This window comes from Rhizobium sp. BK377 (genome assembly GCF_014193935.1).
Classification (GTDB): domain Bacteria; phylum Pseudomonadota; class Alphaproteobacteria; order Rhizobiales; family Rhizobiaceae; genus Rhizobium.
The window spans coordinates 236,031-252,071 of sequence record NZ_JACIAC010000004.1 but is presented as its reverse complement, the minus strand read 5'-3'; the positions used below and the strand labels follow the sequence as shown (position 1 = coordinate 252,071).

General features: G+C 60.2%; 19 protein-coding genes. 16 read left to right on the top strand and 3 right to left on the bottom strand.

Annotated features, from left to right (window positions below; all coding sequences use genetic code 11):
* Positions 1 to 87: 87 nt before the first annotated feature.
* Positions 88 to 363 carry a hypothetical protein gene (locus tag FHT92_RS18380; RefSeq protein WP_183828048.1) on the top strand — a complete coding sequence of 92 codons (276 nt, stop codon included), beginning with the start codon at positions 88 to 90 and terminating at the stop codon, positions 361 to 363.
* A 34-nt stretch (positions 364 to 397) separates the two neighbouring features.
* Here the strand turns inward: FHT92_RS18380 and FHT92_RS18375 are convergent, their stop codons facing one another.
* Positions 398 to 553, bottom strand: coding sequence for a hypothetical protein (locus tag FHT92_RS18375; protein ID WP_007823775.1), 156 nt, complete (start codon positions 551 to 553; stop codon positions 398 to 400).
* Positions 554 to 714: 161 nt separating this feature from the next.
* On the opposite strand from FHT92_RS18375, the gene FHT92_RS18370 reads away from it, so the two are divergent.
* From FHT92_RS18370 to FHT92_RS18345, 6 genes are all read left to right on the top strand, one after another.
* Positions 715 to 1,257 (top strand): cytochrome c oxidase subunit 3, encoded by a 543-nt coding sequence (locus tag FHT92_RS18370; protein WP_183828045.1) that lies wholly within the window; start codon positions 715 to 717, stop codon positions 1,255 to 1,257.
* Positions 1,254 to 1,535 carry a cytochrome C oxidase subunit IV family protein gene (locus FHT92_RS18365; protein ID WP_183828042.1) on the top strand — a complete coding sequence of 94 codons (282 nt, stop codon included), beginning with the start codon at positions 1,254 to 1,256 and terminating at the stop codon, positions 1,533 to 1,535. The genes FHT92_RS18370 and FHT92_RS18365 overlap by 4 nt, the downstream gene beginning before the upstream one ends.
* A 231-nt stretch (positions 1,536 to 1,766) precedes the next feature.
* Positions 1,767 to 2,219, top strand: a complete 453-nt coding sequence (locus FHT92_RS18360) for a c-type cytochrome (protein WP_183828039.1) — start codon at positions 1,767 to 1,769, stop codon at positions 2,217 to 2,219.
* Positions 2,220 to 2,237: 18 nt separating this feature from the next.
* A complete protein-coding gene (locus tag FHT92_RS18355) occupies positions 2,238 to 3,578 on the top strand; it encodes a cbb3-type cytochrome c oxidase subunit I (RefSeq protein WP_183828036.1) in 1,341 nt (446 codons plus the stop codon).
* A gap of 27 nt (positions 3,579 to 3,605) precedes the next feature.
* Positions 3,606 to 4,418 carry a CbbQ/NirQ/NorQ/GpvN family protein gene (locus FHT92_RS18350; protein WP_183828033.1) on the top strand — a complete coding sequence of 271 codons (813 nt, stop codon included), beginning with the start codon at positions 3,606 to 3,608 and terminating at the stop codon, positions 4,416 to 4,418.
* A gap of 7 nt (positions 4,419 to 4,425) precedes the next feature.
* A complete protein-coding gene (locus FHT92_RS18345) occupies positions 4,426 to 6,312 on the top strand; it encodes a nitric oxide reductase activation protein NorD (RefSeq protein WP_183828030.1) in 1,887 nt (628 codons plus the stop codon).
* Between the two features lie 144 nt (positions 6,313 to 6,456).
* On the opposite strand, the gene hemN is transcribed toward FHT92_RS18345, so the two are convergent.
* Entirely contained in the window at positions 6,457 to 7,809 is a 1,353-nt protein-coding gene (gene hemN, locus FHT92_RS18340; RefSeq protein ID WP_183828028.1) for an oxygen-independent coproporphyrinogen III oxidase, read from the bottom strand.
* A gap of 256 nt (positions 7,810 to 8,065) precedes the next feature.
* Here hemN and FHT92_RS18335 point away from each other — a divergent pair, with 256 nt between their 5' ends.
* From FHT92_RS18335 to FHT92_RS18310, 6 genes are all read left to right on the top strand, one after another.
* A complete protein-coding gene (locus tag FHT92_RS18335) occupies positions 8,066 to 8,350 on the top strand; it encodes a DUF2249 domain-containing protein (protein ID WP_183828025.1) in 285 nt (94 codons plus the stop codon).
* Between the two features lie 15 nt (positions 8,351 to 8,365).
* On the top strand, positions 8,366 to 9,739 hold the full coding sequence (locus tag FHT92_RS18330) for a hypothetical protein (RefSeq protein WP_183828022.1): 1,374 nt from the start codon (positions 8,366 to 8,368) through the stop codon (positions 9,737 to 9,739).
* Positions 9,723 to 10,250 carry a DUF2249 domain-containing protein gene (locus FHT92_RS18325; protein ID WP_183828019.1) on the top strand — a complete coding sequence of 176 codons (528 nt, stop codon included), beginning with the start codon at positions 9,723 to 9,725 and terminating at the stop codon, positions 10,248 to 10,250. The genes FHT92_RS18330 and FHT92_RS18325 overlap by 17 nt, the downstream gene beginning before the upstream one ends.
* Positions 10,237 to 10,542 (top strand): metal-sulfur cluster assembly factor, encoded by a 306-nt coding sequence (locus FHT92_RS18320; protein ID WP_183828016.1) that lies wholly within the window; start codon positions 10,237 to 10,239, stop codon positions 10,540 to 10,542. The genes FHT92_RS18325 and FHT92_RS18320 overlap by 14 nt, the downstream gene beginning before the upstream one ends.
* 102 nt (positions 10,543 to 10,644) lie before the next feature.
* The gene (locus FHT92_RS18315) at positions 10,645 to 10,932 is read left to right on the top strand and encodes a DUF6522 family protein (RefSeq protein ID WP_246735508.1); all 288 of its coding nucleotides are present in this window, start codon (positions 10,645 to 10,647) and stop codon (positions 10,930 to 10,932) included.
* A 182-nt stretch (positions 10,933 to 11,114) separates the two neighbouring features.
* Positions 11,115 to 11,552, top strand: coding sequence for a CBS domain-containing protein (locus FHT92_RS18310; protein ID WP_183828013.1), 438 nt, complete (start codon positions 11,115 to 11,117; stop codon positions 11,550 to 11,552).
* Positions 11,553 to 11,706: 154 nt separating this feature from the next.
* Here FHT92_RS18310 and FHT92_RS18305 read toward each other — a convergent pair whose 3' ends face one another.
* The gene (locus tag FHT92_RS18305; RefSeq protein ID WP_183828010.1) at positions 11,707 to 12,906 is read right to left on the bottom strand and encodes an NnrS family protein; all 1,200 of its coding nucleotides are present in this window, start codon (positions 12,904 to 12,906) and stop codon (positions 11,707 to 11,709) included.
* 200 nt (positions 12,907 to 13,106) lie between these two features.
* On the opposite strand from FHT92_RS18305, the gene nirK reads away from it, so the two are divergent.
* The 3 genes from nirK to FHT92_RS18290 all read left to right on the top strand — a co-directional run bounded on the left by nirK (position 13,107) and on the right by FHT92_RS18290 (position 15,986).
* Entirely contained in the window at positions 13,107 to 14,255 is a 1,149-nt protein-coding gene (nirK, locus tag FHT92_RS18300; protein ID WP_183828007.1) for a copper-containing nitrite reductase, read from the top strand.
* An 83-nt stretch (positions 14,256 to 14,338) separates the two neighbouring features.
* A complete protein-coding gene (locus tag FHT92_RS18295) occupies positions 14,339 to 15,301 on the top strand; it encodes an SUMF1/EgtB/PvdO family nonheme iron enzyme (RefSeq protein WP_183828004.1) in 963 nt (320 codons plus the stop codon).
* Positions 15,291 to 15,986, top strand: coding sequence for a Crp/Fnr family transcriptional regulator (locus FHT92_RS18290; RefSeq protein ID WP_183827990.1), 696 nt, complete (start codon positions 15,291 to 15,293; stop codon positions 15,984 to 15,986). The genes FHT92_RS18295 and FHT92_RS18290 overlap by 11 nt, the downstream gene beginning before the upstream one ends.
* The last annotated feature ends 55 nt before the right edge of the window (positions 15,987 to 16,041 follow it).

Sequence of the window (16,041 nt, the reverse complement as noted above, 5' to 3'; positions counted from 1 at the left end):
ATCACAGGCCTATCTGGATCACGCCGCGCCGAGCTCGGCCCTGGATGCCTCGTCTATCCGCCTGATGATCCGACGCTGGGCAGCGATATGCCGACGCAAACACAGAAGAACGATCTGAGCAGGGAGTTGACCGCGTCGAAGGACCGCGAGCAGCGGCGACATTGCAGCGCCTGCAACCCTCAACCACATCCTGCACCAGTCGTAACCGATCTGCTCTTCCAGCCGATGACTGGTCAGAAGCAGAGGAAGGAGCCCGGCGGCGACGATGACGCAGAGCCGCTCATTGATGCGGCATGGCAGAAAATCGGCGATCGCCTCGAGAAGATCGCGCCCAGGACAAAAGCTCGCCGTAACGCGCTTTAAGCTCGTGAAATACCGATGTCGGGCGGGTCATCGCTCACCTCTGGAGAAACAGGCTCGCGGCAATGGCGATCGCGGCGATGACCGCGGTCACGACACCCGTCCGTTGCAGCACGCCCATCCGATAAAGCATGATCGCGAAGATCACGATGACAGGTGTTGCTATCGAAAGTCCGATTTGCGCGTCGCTCATAAGGTCTCCTTTGCGGGCGCAGGATAGCGAGCCGCGGCAGGCGCTTCTTTGAGATCGGTCAAAGAAAATTCCCGCTCGGCGAGCGGCCCGTCCGGAGGGGACACACGGCTGTTTGCGGTTTCACAAAGACGGGCGCTCAGCCTCGCCATAAGCTTGAGAACATGACCTCGATGATCTCAACTCGCGAGACGCGCGATACCGATAGTGGCGATCTGCTGGTATGGATCCTTGCCTGGAGCGAACTGGTCGCCTTCGGAGCCCTGTTGACGGCCTTCGTCGTCGCCTCCGCGCTGCAACCGGAAACATTCGCAGCCGGCAAGGCGAAGCTTCATCATATCCTGCCGGTCGTCAACACGATCGTACTTCTGGCAAGCGGCTGGTTTGCCGCCAGAGCAACTGAGCAGAGCGCAGTCTCTGGCCGGCGTTTGATGCTGCTTTTGGCGGCCCTGGGAGGGGTCGTCTTCGCCTGTCTCAAATGCCTGGAATATGTGTTCGAAGGCGCGTCACTTCTTTCCGGGGATCCCTTCTCGCAGCTCTATCTTCTCATCACCGGGTTTCATCTGACGCATGTGGCGTTTGGATCGATGATTCTCGTCCTCGTCGCAGTCTTTCCGACCCGCGAGAACATCCATCTGATCACCACGCTCTGGCATGTGATCGACATCGTCTGGCTCGTCATGTTTCCGGTGATCTATCTGTTATGAGGCATTCCGATCACCCGAATTGCTCGCGCGCCCTGCTGCTTCTGCTCGCCCTGACGGGCTGCATGTTCGTCTTGACGCGCGCCCTGCCGGACGGAATACCGCCGGCTTTGGCGGCGGTGATGATCGCCACGATCGCCGTCATCAAGGTCCGGCTCGTCGTATTGGATTTTCTCGGGCTTCGTGGAGCCAACACGCCCTTGACCGCTGCCTTATGGTCCTGGGCGGCATTCGTGCTGCTGATTGCGGTCGTGCGCACCGCGTTGCAATTGTCTGTCTGACATTTCGCTTCTCTTTCTAAAAAACTGGGCGCACCTGCAAGCGGCTGCGGCTGCGGCTGCGGCTGCGGCTTTGCTGGCATGCCCGACTGCGCATTCTGCTAGCACATTCGTCGGCTTGCTTGCGAATGAGCAAAGAGCACCCGGTCGAATTCCGCCATTCCCTTCCAGCGAGCCCGCTGGCTCGATTTCCGACGTCACGGCGGCACCGCCACTGACATGAAAGGATGATCAATGGCTGAACGCCTGACAAAAACCGCGGCCCGAAACGTGTTCTACGGCGGGTCGGCATTTTTCTTCGCCATATTCGTGGGCCTGACGGCCCACAGTCACTATTACATCCGCACGGTCTCCACCGATGAGACCAAGCTGACGGAAAGCGTCGCCCGCGGGAAACACATCTGGGAAAAGAACGCCTGCATCAACTGCCACACGCTCGATGGCGAAGGCGCCTATTTCGCGCCGGAGCTCTCGAATGTCTGGATCCGCTGGGGTGGCGACAAGGATCCGGCCAATGCCCGCGAAGCGCTCCACGCGTGGATGGCGGCGCAACCCTCCGGCATCGAGGGTCGACGGCAGATGCCGCAATTCAACCTGACGGACCAGGAGGTCGATGACCTCGCCGACTTCCTCGAATGGGTCAGCAAGACCAACACTCAGAACTGGCCCCCGAACCAGGCCGGCTGACAGCGAGAGGCTATAAAAATGAAGTACAAGACCCAGAGCGTCGCAATGCTCTATTTTTACGGAACTCTCGGCCTGTTCATGGCCCAGCTCCTGTTCGGCGTGCTCGCCGGCACCATCTACGTGCTGCCCAATACGCTGTCTGTCGAACTGCCCTTCAACATCGTGCGCATGATCCATACCAATGCGCTGATTGTCTGGCTGCTCATGGGCTTCATGGGAACAACCTATTTCCTGCTGCCGGAAGAATGCGAAACCGAACTCTACAGCACCAAGATCGCAATCGCGCAGTTCTGGATCTTCCTGATAGCCGCAGCAGTCGCCGTCGTCGGCTATCTCTTTCATATTCACGAAGGCCGAGAATTCCTGGAACAGCCCTTCGCGATCAAGGTCGGGATCGTGATCGTCGCGCTGATGTTCCTCTTCAACGTCACCATGACCGCGCTCAAGGGGCGCAAGACGACGATCACCAACATCCTGCTCTTCGGTCTGTGGGGTGTTGCGATCTTCTTCCTCTTTGCCTTCTACAATCCCGCCAATCTGGCGCTCGACAAGATGTACTGGTGGTATGTCGTCCATCTGTGGGTCGAGGGCGTCTGGGAACTGATCATGGCATCGGTGCTCGCTTTCCTGATGATCAAGCTGAACGGCATCGACCGGGAAGTGGTCGAAAAGTGGCTCTACGTCATCATCGGTCTGGCGCTTTTTTCCGGCATCCTCGGCACGGGCCACCATTATTACTGGATCGGTGCCCCCGGTTACTGGCAGTGGATCGGATCGCTTTTCTCGACGCTTGAGGTCGCACCCTTCTTCACCATGGTCGTATTCACCTTCGTCATGACTTGGCGGGCCGGCCGTAAGCACGAGAATAAGGCTGCTCTTCTCTGGTCGATCGGTTGCTCGGTCATGGCCTTCTTTGGCGCAGGAGTCTGGGGTTTCCTGCATACGCTCTCGTCGGTCAATTACTATACCCATGGCACGCAGGTCACCGCAGCCCATGGACATCTTGCCTTCTTCGGCGCCTACGTGATGCTCAATCTCGCGGCGATGGCCTACGCCGTCCCGCAGATCCGCGGCCGCACCCCCTATAATCAGTGGCTATCGATCGCCAGTTTCTGGATCATGTGCACTGCCATGTCGGTGATGACCTTCGCGCTTACTTTTGCAGGCATCATTCAGGTGCATCTGCAGCGGGTTCTCGGCCAGTCATACATGGACGTCCAGGATCAGCTCGCCCTCTTCTACTGGGTGCGACTCGGCTCCGGCATCTTCGTGTTCATCAGCGCCCTGATGTTCATCTGGTCGGTGCTCGTTCCCGGACGGACGCGCGTCGCAAGCCCACTGGTCCAGCCCGCCGAATGAGGCGGGCCATTTTCCTGGAGAACAAAGATGACGATAGCCTTCAATCATCCGCTTAATCCGGACGTCGAGATCCCGCACTACGCGCCTCAGGGAAACGAGTGCGCACTCTTCGAACACGCCTGGACCCGGCGGCTCCCGATCCTGCTGAAAGGGCCGACCGGCTGCGGTAAGACACGCTTCGTGCAGCACATGGCCGCCCGTCTCGGCCTGCCTTTATCGACAGTCTCCTGCCACGACGACCTCACGGCCGCCGACCTCACCGGCCGATATCTTCTCAAGGGCGGCGAAACGGTTTGGATGGATGGCCCGTTGACCAAGGCCGTTCGGGACGGCGGTATCTGCTACCTCGACGAAATCGTCGAGGCGCGCAAGGACGTGACAGTCGTCCTCCATCCGTTGACGGACGATCGCCGCATCCTGCCGCTCGAGCGGACCGGCGAAATCCTGGAAGCCGGTCCCGGTTTCATGGTCGTCGTCTCCTATAATCCCGGCTACCAGAATCTGATGAAAGCGCTGAAGCCCAGCACGCGTCAGCGCTTCGTCTCGATCGAATTCGATTTCCTGCCGCGCGAGCGGGAAATCGCCACGGTGTCTCTGGAAAGCGGCCTTGCCGAGGCCAGGGTTGCACCGCTCGTCGAACTTGCCCGGCGCCTGCGCGCTCTCAAGGGCCAGGATCTGGAGGAAGGCGTTTCGACCCGCCTGCTGATCTACTGCGCCACTCTCATAGACGCCGGCCTGCCGACGATCGAGGCTGTGCGGGCGGCCATCATCGAGCCGCTGACAGACGATCCGGACGTCAAGGCCGCCCTGGTCGAGGTCGCCAGGGCTACGATCGGATAGGTGGAACATGCTCGAATTTCTGGAACTCGAGGAGACGGTGGGGCGCGCCTGGCATCGGCTTGTCGGCGACACCAGTTCATGGCCGCATCATCCTGCTCAAGCCGTTCACCTCGCCGATCTCAGACTGCAGCTTGCCGTCTGCTTCAGGGCTTTTGGCGGGGACGCGACGTTGCAGATCCAGAGGGCAAGACAGAAAACCTCGCTGCACAGACTGCGGCTAAGGCAAGTCATCGGCCTCGGCGAAGAAAGATCGGATCATCCGAGTTGGGACGGCACGGCGATCCATCTGCCGGCGACCATCGATCTTTTCGACGACCGTGCGCTCAATCGGGATCTTTATTTCTGGCTGGCTGCCTATGTGGCGACCGCACCGTGCGCTTTGTCCCCCGCCGATCCGGCTCTTGCCGATCTGTGGCGGATCGAGAGGGGTCGGAAAAATTCCGCTCTGGTCCTCCAAAGGTTTCCTGGAACGGCGGCACGCTATGTCCGGCTGACCCAGGCGCTGCTTGGCTGCCGCAGGCGCGGAACGCTTCCACAGGCCGAACGATGGGTCGAGGAATTCGCCCAGCTGGCACTCACCGTTCCTTTGCACCATTCCCTTCCCGACGCCATCCTCCCGAAGATACGTGCCGCCCCTGCCGGTTATCTGCCGATGCTGCCTTTGCCGATCTGGCCGGATTTCAGGGGCCGCAGTGAGACGAACTCGTCAGAGCGCGATGACCTTCCGTCTGATCAGGCGGGTGACGATCAACAGGCACGGCCATCGCATGAGGCAACGCGCAAACGCGACGCCGACGATCGCAAGCGCGATCCCTTCATATTGAACCGCTTCGAGAAAATCCTCGCCATGGCTGAGATGGTCAATGTCGACCGACCTAGTGATGACAGTGAGGAGCACGATCCTGCTGCGGCTGACGAGCTTGAAGAAATTACACTCAGCGAAACGCGCGAGCGGCCGAAATCCAGTTTCCACTTCGGCCTGGACCTCTCGCCTGAAGCCGTCGACCCGGCAACGATAGCCGGCGAATTCATCTATCCGGAATGGGATTTCCGGAAAAACCGATATCTTGCCGACCACTGCCGCGTGGTGGTCGGCTCGCCCTCAGACAAGGTGGATCAGGCAATCGTCAGCGACGCCGCTCTTGTGCGCAAGGTCAGACGCCAGTTTGAGACGCTGCGCCCGAAGCGGGAGCTGCGAAGGGCACAACTGGACGGGGACCAGATCGATCTCGAAGCGACCATCCGCTCCCGCATCGACTTCATCGCCACCGGCCAGCCGGATGACCGCATCTACGGATGTGCCCGCCCCGCCAGTCACGAACTTGCGACCTCGATCCTCGTCGATGTCTCCTTGTCGACGGACTCCTGGGTCGACAATCGCAGGGTTCTTGACGTCGAAATGCAGGCGCTCGACGTCCTTGCCCGTGGCCTACAATCGTGCGGCGACCGCTTCGCCATTCAAACCTTTACGTCACGGCGCCGTGACTGGGTCCGCGTCGACACGATCAAGGATTTTGACGAGACTTTTTCTGCCAGGACTGCCAGCCGCATCGCAAATCTCAAGCCCGGATATTACACGCGCATGGGGGCGGCCATCCGGCACATATCGAGGCAATTAGAGAGCGACGGCGCACGAAAGAAGCTGCTGCTTATCCTGACAGATGGCAAGCCCAACGACGTCGATCACTACGAGGGTCGCTTCGCCCTCGAAGACAGCCGCAAAGCCGTCATGGAGGCTCGCACGAAAGGACAGGCCGTCTTTGCCGTGACCGTCGACCGCAGCGCCGGCGACTATCTTCCGGCCATCTTCGGCAGATCCGGGTTTGCCCTCGTGTCGAACATCTCGAAATTGCCGAGCGCACTGCCGGCGATCTACCGGAGCTTGACGGCATAGCAAAGCGAAAAGCCGAGCCTTTTCACGCGCAGAAACCAGGCGGAATCGCTTCCAGCCTGGTTTTTCTGATTTTGGGGAGGATGGCCGGCGGGCATATCGCCGTTGTCACCGGCCGCCTATCGAAACATGGCCGTCAGGAAGAGATCATGCCGCCTTGCTGTGCGTCCGGCCGAAGGAACCGAAGTAGGCGTCGAAGGCTGCTGCGACGGCGCGGACCATGAAGCGATGCTCCTTCGAGACGGTGACGCGACCATTCTCGATCGTCACCACACCATCCGACGCGAGGCTGTCCAGCCGGTCGTTCCGCTCGAGGAGAAAGCCGGCATCATAGCCGGCCTCCGCGCCAAGCTTTGCCAGATCGACCTTGAAGTCGCACATCAGCCGTTCGATCACTCTCGCCCGAAATTTGTCTTCATCGGTCAGCTCATATCCCTTGGCAGTCGCCAGGATCCCCGAACTGATCCGCTCTGCGTAACGACCAAGAGCGACATGGTTCTGGACGTAGCCATCAGGCAGCCGGCCAATCGCCGACGCGCCGAGCCCGATCAAGGTTTCACATTCATCGGTCGTGTAGCCCTGGAAGTTCCGCCGCAGGGTTCCCGAAACCGAGGCGATCGCGAGCTGATCGTCGGGCAATGCAAAATGATCAAGACCGACACGAACATAACCGGCGCTCTCAAGTTCCTGTGCAATCGCCTCGGCCTGCTCGTTGCGCTGCGCGGCATCGGGCAGCGCTGCTTCATCGATCAGCCGCTGATGCTTCTTGAAGGCCGGCACATGGGCGTATCCGAAGACTGCGAAACGTTCGGGCCGCAACTCGACAGCCGTTCTTACCGTTTCGATGCAGGATTGGATGGTCTGATAGGGGAGCCCGTAGATGAGGTCGAAATTGATGCTCGTCACACCGTAACCCCTGAGCCCCGTCACAGCCGCCTGCGTCTGCTCGAAGCTCTGTATCCGGTTGATTGCTTTCTGAACGACCGGGTCGAAACTCTGGACACCGAGGCTTGCGCGGTCGACGCCGTTCTCGCCGAGAGCGGCAATCATTGCGCCCGACAGCGTCCGCGGATCGATCTCGACTGCAACGCTGCTGTCGCCGGTAAACTGGAACGCGCTCTTGAGCTTGTCCATCAGGCTCGAAAATTCGTCCGGCTTCATGATCGTCGGCGTGCCGCCGCCGAAATGAACGTTTTTGACCGGAACCTCGTTTCGGGCTGCCTGTGATACGAGTTCGATCTCCTGGCTCAGGACATCGAGATATTCCAGCACGGGTGCATCCTGGCGCGTGATCGTCGTGTGGCAGCCGCAATACCAGCACATGGAGCGACAGAAGGGAACGTGCAGGTACACGGAGACGGGTCCGGAAGCTGCGACGTCGGAAAGACCATGCGCATATTGCTCCGGCCCGACGACCGGCGAAAACGCAGGCGCGGTCGGATAGCTGGTGTAACGCGGCAGGCGGGCCTCGCCATATTTGGCGACCAGGACATCGGACATTTCGGCTTCCTTCATGAGACAATCATGATGTTCATAAGCCGACGAAGGGGCAAGCTTCCTTGTCCTGGATCAACAACGACCCGTGTAAAGTTGACGATGGCAAGTTCGGCAGCAGTCCGAGTCCGGCGGCAACAATCGTCCGGCTGTTTGCTCGCTGTCAAAGTCGCCCGACCCGCACCCGGCTATCTTCCGCCTCGACACCGGATGCGCCGCGGTCCGGTCATCAGTCATTCCGCGGCAGAAGGAAGCAGCCATAATGACAGACGCGCCAGCCACGCAGACGACGATTGCGCACATCGATGTGCGGATCCTGCCGCCCGTCGAGCGCCATCCCCGGATCTTCGGCACGTTGAATTCGCTGACACCGGGCCAGAGCCTCCACATTACCAGCGACCACGAGCCCCGCCCTCTGCAGTACCAACTCGACACCGCCCTGCCGGGAAAATTCTCCTTCGAATATCTGGAACAGGGACCGGACGTGTGGCGCGTGGAGATCACCCGCCTCGATGCGGGTTGCGACTGCTGCTGCGGCAGCCACTAGCGCAGGAGAGGCGCCATGATGCCAGTGGGCGCGACCCTGTCGCGGTGGACGATGTCGTATTTCGGCGCGGCACTGTCTTACCTGCTGCTGGCGGAGTGCCTGCTGGCAGCAGGCGTCTGGACGCCCTCCCTAGACGTCGCCGAACCTGGAGCGCTTGCCATCGTGCATGCCGTGACGCTCGGATGGCTTTTGCTTCTGATGATCGGATCATTGCTCCAGTTCGCGCCGGTCCTGACAGGCAGTGACAGACCAGCCGGCCGCTTCGATCTGATTGCATTTGCCGGCATGGTCGCCGGTCCGGCACTTCTCATGCTCGGCTTCCACCTGATCAGCCTCGGTTCCGTTGCGGCCGGCCCGGTCATGATTGCCGCGTCCGCGACGATTTCACTCTCGATCGCCGCTGTCATGCTATCCCTGTCTGCCCTGCTCTGGCGAGGAAGACGCGTGCATGCCGCCTCCCTCATCGTTCTCGTCGGTATCGGATGCCTGCTCGTCACGACGGCCTTCGGCGCCCTGTTTGCGTTGACGATCTCCGGCCAGGTGGAAGCACCCGAAGTCGTCGCCTATGGCATGGATGCGGTCGCTTTTCATGCGAGTTTCGGCCTCGGCGGTTGGATGACCTTTGCGGCGATCGGCGTCAGCTACAAGTTGCTTCCGATGTTCCTGCTGTCCAACGATATGCGCAAGGCGCAGCTCATTCGCCGATCGAGTACGCTGGCGGTCCTTCTCCTGTCGATGGCAGCGATCGCGCCCGTCGTCGAACCCGATTTTGCGCGCGCCGTTTTCCTGTCGGCCGCGGTGCTGTTTGGCCTGATCGTAGCTGCCTATCTCTTCGAAATTTACGGAACATATCGCGCCAGGCGCCGCCCCACGCTCGAGCTGAATACGCTGGGATCGCTGCCGGCCTTCGCGATGCTCGGCCTCTCCGTCTCCCTTCTTGCGTTGTCCCTTTTCCTCGGTGCCGAGACGCGTATCATATCGGCAATAGTCTATCTTTTCGTGTTCGGCTGGCTCACAGGCTTCGGGCTCGCCCAGCTTCTGAAGATCGTTCCATTTCTCACCTGGATCGAAGCCTTCGGTCCGCTTCTTGGCCGCAGGCCGACGCCAAAGCTTGGCGAACTGATCAACGGGCGTCGCGCCGGTGTCTGGCTTGGCATCTTCTACGTTTCGGTAGTCGGCGCTGCAGCCGCGCTCTGCGCTGGATGGGACTTGGGTTTTCGTGTGTTCGCGATCGTTCAAACCGCATCGACGCTCGCTCTTATCATCGAGCTGGTGCTCGCCCGCGCGCTCGCGAATGTAAAACCAGAGATCAAGACCGCACCATTTCACAAACCGGCGCTGTTTTTCGCCGCAAACCAAAGAGGTAACGCCAATGGTTCAGTTCCGTGAACTCGACGTCCGACAGATCCTGCGCGATGGCGGCATGCCATTCCAGCTCATCATGGATGCGTTCGCCGGCCTCGATCCCGATGAGGGTCTGAAGCTGCGCGCAATATTCGAGCCCGTCCCTTTGATCCGCCAACTTGAAAAACGCGGCTATTCACATGTCGCAACGCGTCTGGCTGAAGATGATTGGGAAATCGAATTCATCCCGAACAAGCCCATTCAGCGATCGGAACCCGCCGTCGCCGCGACGGAAGCGGTCTGGCCCGAGCCGGTCTGGAACCTCGATCTGACGGACCTTGCCCCGCCCGAGCCGATGGAGCGCATTTTGTCCCGGCTGGAAACGATGGAGGACGGCGAGGTTCTGTTTGCCCTTCTCAACCGAGAACCCGTCTTCCTCTTCAACGAATTGAAGGCACGGGGCCACGAATGGATCGGCAATTTCGATTCGTCCGGCAAGACCTACCGGATCATGATCAGGACGACCACGGGAGAACAGAACAATGCTGGTGCCTGAGGTGACGGAACAGGACATTCGCAATGCGCTGCGCGAGATAGAAGACCCCGAGATGGGAACGAGTATCATCGATCTCGGTCTGGTCTACGAAATCGATATGACCGAGCCCGCAGTCGCGAAGATCAAGATGACGACGACGACCCGTTTCTGTCCGGCATCCGGCTATATTGCCGATGCGGTGCGTCAGCGGGTTGAGGATATTGACGGCATAAGCCGAGCCGTCGTCGACCTCGTCTACGAACCCGCCTGGTCGCCGGATATGGTCTCGCTCTTCGGTCTGCCGAGGACATGAACGCTTTGCAGTCACATTATTCGGATGGCGGAACTGCCGCCCGACGAGCAGAATCATATCGAATCGGGACGGTTAGTCTGCCTCCCTTCTGGTTGGAAGCCCATGAGCGAAGACACGGTGGATAGGACGGGCCTTTTCGGATTGCAGAAAGACGGCAGCCCCATCGTCGATGCTGCCGTCCTTGCCGACCGTTTCAACCTTGCGCCAGACCTTCTCATGGATCATCTGCGCCGCGGTCTCGTCCGCTCGAGAGTGGAGGTCGGCACTGGTGCCGACGCCGGCAAGCGGCGTCTCTCCGTCCGCATCGGCAATCGGATCTGGGTTGCGATCGTCAGCGAAGACGGCTGCGTGCTCAGCGAAGAAATGCGGTTTTTGCGCATGACGTCGTGAGGCGAGCGCGGCTGAGCGATGCACGCCCGGGACATATGGCCCGCTTTGACGCTCCACAGTGGCCGCAAAGCGAGCCTCGCACGATGGTCTGCTGGGCCCGTGTCCGGAACGTTTCCGACTGGTGCGCGTTATTCGTTCTTGGACCCAAGCTATTCGGCGTGGGCAACCTGAGGGAGGTTATCATGAAAATCAGCGATTGCATGACGACGGACGTCCAGATCACCGATCCGGAGCATACATTGCAGGATGTCGCCTTGATGATGGGACGTCTCGACACAGGCGTTCTCCCGGTGGGTGAGAATGACCGGCTGGTCGGCATGATCACCGATCGCGACATCGCGATCCGCGGCGTGGCAGAGGGAAGAGGCCCGAAGACAAAGGTACGAGACGTGATGAGTACCGATGTCAAATACTGCTTCGAGGACGAAGACGTGGAAGACGTTCTTCATAATATGGGTGATCTTAGGGTCCGGCGCTTGCCGGTACTGAACCGAAAAAAGCGGCTCGTCGGCATCATCTCGCTTGGCGATCTCGCCATGAAAGGCAGTGCCAAGGAAACAGGCAAGGCGCTGGGCGGCATCTCCCAACGCGGCGGCGCGCATTCGCAGACAGCCCATTGACGGTTTGCGCAACTCCAACGCAAAACTGCCGGCTTGCTCGCGGCCATTCCTCATTTGAGCCTTCGCGCCATAGCCCTGCGCGAGGGCCTGGATGCATGCAGCGCCCCAGCTGCCAAGCTGGGGCGCCTAAAGCACGATCACCCTCCCCTCATCGTCAGAGGTTGCGTTCCGACCACAAAAGCGGGCCGTGTTCCACCACGAACAATCCGAAGGCCGCCGTCCAGCCGATCGCTGCCAGGGCAAGGATCTCCGTGCTCAGCGTAGGGATGAGTTCGGCAAGCGGCCGAACAAGTGCAACGCAGCCAAGCAACACATAGGATATATTGGCCATCCGGCTTGATTTTAGCTTCCGCCCAGTGTGGCCGCGTGTTGCCCGCGTCATCACTGCGAGCATCATCATCGAAATCGTACCGATCGCGAAAATATGCAGTGCGGCCACTTCGGGCAGCAACCCGGATGCCTGAAGTGAAATGGCAGCAAATCCAATCGGCACGAATAAGAAAGTGGCGTGCAGGACAAACAGAATGGATTCAGGCCAGGTGGTCCAGCCGCGCCAGCGAATAAGCCTGATCGTGTTTAGGACAGCTGCCACCACCGCCGTCCCGCACGTTGCGATGGCATCAGGGGCGCATGCCCATAGAACGAGCACGACCGCCCCGATGATGATGGTTGCCGCATCGAAACTGTTGTAGGGCACGGGGAAGTCCGTGCGGCCGGACTGATTGATCCAGTTACGGGTGAAGCTCGGCAGGATCCGGCCTCCGACGATCGTCACGAGCAGCACGTAGGCGCCGATCCCAAGACGTATCGCAAGTTCGGGCCCTATGCCCTCGATGACGGCGATGTGAAAGAGGACATTTGCAAGCGAGAGGACAAAAAGCCCGGCGATGACCTTCAAGTCCTTCCACTTTTTTCCAGCCACGACCTCGCGCGCGCAGACGAGGAGCATCACCGGCAGGAACAGGCTGTCGATAGCGGTTGCAAGGACGATCCCGATCGAACCGCTGAGCAGCATGGCGATACGACCGGCGCACCAGATCGCAAACAACATCGCAAGCGGCCTGCCGGCGATCGGCAGGCGGCCGGTCCAGTTCGGGATCGCCGTCAGCAGGAACCCGGCCAGAACCGCTGGCGCGAAACCGAACAGCATCTCATGCGCATGCCAGTATAATGTACCGTAATCCGGTGCGACAGGAACCCCGAAGCTGAGATGGGCAACCCATATGTCGATGCTTGCGATGGCAAAGAGCGCCGATGCCAGAAAGAAGGGCCGGAAGCCGTAGGAGAAGAGCACCGGTCCGGTTCGCGACATGCCGCGCGGAAGATCTCGCGCGGCATCCGAAGTGTTTTTCATTTCCATGTCTCCAAATTGACCACACAGAAATGCCAAAGATTGTCGGGGTGGTCGTTGAGATTACGCAAATAGCGGCGGCAGAACTTTGCGCTGACACAAACAGTCAGTTTGCTCCAAATCAAAGAGTCCGACGGGGTTTCTACTATTTTGCTTCTCGACCGGGCGGCATGCGCTCGCTCTTCGACTACAGGAGATTAGAGATGACGAATACTCTGCAAATGACCCGTCGCACGATGCTTACGGGCGCTGCTGTCGCAGGAGCGCTGACGCCCATCCTCATCGTCAATAGTTCCGCTCATGCGGAGGAGGTGATGGCAGCGAACGCGCCCAGAAAAGCGCCGGCCGCCGACCTCGCCAAGCTTCAGCGCGAGAAGGTCGAGCTGGTCAAGCCACCCTTCGTCCACTCGCATAGCCAGAAGGCCGAGGGTGGCCCGAAGATCAAGGAATTCACGCTGACCATCCAGGAAAAGAAGATGGTGCTCGACAAAGATGGGACCGAGGTGAACGCGATGACGTTCGACGGATCGGTGCCCGGCCCGCTGATGGTCGTCCACCAGGACGATTATGTGGAGTTGACGCTGGTCAATCCTGAAACGAACACCATGCAGCACAATATCGACTTTCACGCCGCGACCGGCGGCCTTGGCGGCGGTGCGCTGACCGTCGTCAATCCCGGTGAAAGCACCGTCCTGCGCTTCAAGGCGACGAAGGCCGGCGTCTTCGTCTACCACTGCGCACCTCCCGGCATGGTGCCCTGGCATGTCACATCGGGGATGAATGGCGCAATCATGGTTCTTCCGCGTGAAGGTCTCACCGACGGCCATGGGAAACCTCTCGTCTACGACAAGATCTACTATGTCGGCGAGCAGGACTTCTACATTCCACGTGACGAGAACGGCAAATTCAAGAAGTATGACAGCCCTGGCGAGGCCTATGAGGATACGCTTGCGGTCATGAGGACGTTGACACCGACCCACGTCGTTTTCAACGGCGCCGTCGGCGCGCTGACGGGCGAAAATGCGATGACGGCCAAGGTCGGCGAGACCGTTCTCATCGTGCATTCGCAGGCCAACCGCGATACGCGACCGCATCTTATCGGCGGCCACGGCGAATATGTCTGGGCGACCGGTAAATTCGCCAACGTGCCCGACATCGACCAGGAGACCTGGTTCATCCCGGGCGGCACGGCAGGTGCGGCACTCTATACGTTCGCACAGCCGGGGATCTACGCCTATGTCAACCACAACCTCATCGAGGCGTTCGAACTCGGTGCGGCTGCCCACTTCAAGGTCACGGGGGACTGGAACGACGATCTGATGACTTCGGTGAAGTCGCCGTCGGCCAGCTGACCTTGAAGGGGACTGTGCAGGCCGTGAGGGCGGCCTGCACAGTATGATTTCTTAAAAAAGGGGGCGCATGTTGCGAAAAGGACATGACACCGCACGCCGAGACCACAGGAGTTTCCGGCATATCGATCGCACTTCCGCTTGCGCTTCTTGCGGTCCTTTCCGCAGCGCTTGCGGTTGAGACCGGGTTCGTGAATATCGAGCGGCGCGAGGCCGCATTAGCCGCTCCCGAGATCGTCACTATTGCACCCCATCAATTCCAATATCGCGACGCGACCGAGTATTTTCGCCGCGGCCTGGCTGTCGATGCGCCGAAGCGCAAGACCAATGTCCGCACACCTCTGGCGATCATGAAATATCAGACCAGCCTTTCCGAGTATGACGTTTGCGTGGCCGATGGCGCCTGCTCCGAGCCGGAAGGGCGAAGCGCCACCTCCGGCGACGACACGCCGGTGACCGGCGTCAGCTACGAGGACGCACTGCGCTACGCGAACTGGCTATCGCAGAAGACGGGCAAGACCTGGCGACTTCCGACCGATTTCGAACTGGCCTACGCTGCCGCCGATCGTTTTCCCGACGACGCGCTCGGTGTCGATGCCGACAGCAAGAACCCCGCGCTGCGCTGGCTTGCCGATTATGAACGCGAGGCGCGCCGCGCCGCCTCGAGCGACCCCGCGCCGCAGCCGAGGGGATCGTTCGGCGTGAGCCGGACCGGGCTTGCCGATTTCGGCGGGAACATCTGGGAATGGACCTCGACCTGCAACAAGCGTATCGACCTCGAGAAGGAAGCCGTCATCGACGACCCCGACCCCGCAGACTGCGGCATCATGATCGCCGCCGGCAGGCACCGCGCTCCGATGAGCACTTTCGTGCGAAATCCCAAAGGCGGCGGATGCTCGGTCGGCAGCCCGCCCGACAATCTCGGTTTTCGGCTCGTCCGGCAGCCGGGCTTCGTCGAGAGCATCGAAGACTTCACGCACCGTGTCGTCGCCGATATGATCGGCGACGTCCTTTTCAAAGGAGTTCAGCGGGACGACGATGAAGGTTGACCGTACAGTTTTGAAGTCGCTGGCGCTTTTCGAGCGCATGACGGATGCCGACCTCGACGCCATGCTCGAGCATGCCACACCGCGCCGCATCGCCCAGGGTGATGCGGTCTTCGAGCAGGGAGCGTCTGCGAAATCGTTCTTCCTTCTGCTCCACGGCAGGCTCAAGGTCACGCAGGTCACGCATGACGGCCAGCAGATCATTGTCAGAATGGTCCATCCAGGCGATCTGTTCGGCTTCGCCATGGCGCTGCGCCGGCAGGACTATCCGGGAACGGCCACCGCCGCAGCGGAAAGTCTCATCCTCGGGTGGCCGACCGACATGTGGTCGCGGTTCGTCGAGCAAAATCCTCGCCTGGCAGTGACTGCGATGCAGACGATCGGCCAGCGGCTCGAGGAAGCGCATACGCGCATACGCGAAATGTCTACTGAAGAAGTGGAAAAGCGGGTCGCCCATGCGGTGCTGCGTCTGTCCAAACAGGCCGGCAAGGCGATGGGAACCGCTATCAAAATCGATTTCCCGATATCTCGACAGGATATTGCTGAGATGACGGGGACGACACTGCATACAGTATCGCGAATCCTGAGCGCATGGGAAGGCAAGGGCATCGTCGTGGGCGGCAGGCAGAAGCTGACGGTTACTGATCCACAGCGTCTTTTGAAGCTTGCAGAAGGCAAGAGCGACTAGCGGCCGAAGTCTGAAGAGTGAGATATGAGGATAACGCGTCGCGGCCTGACTGCGG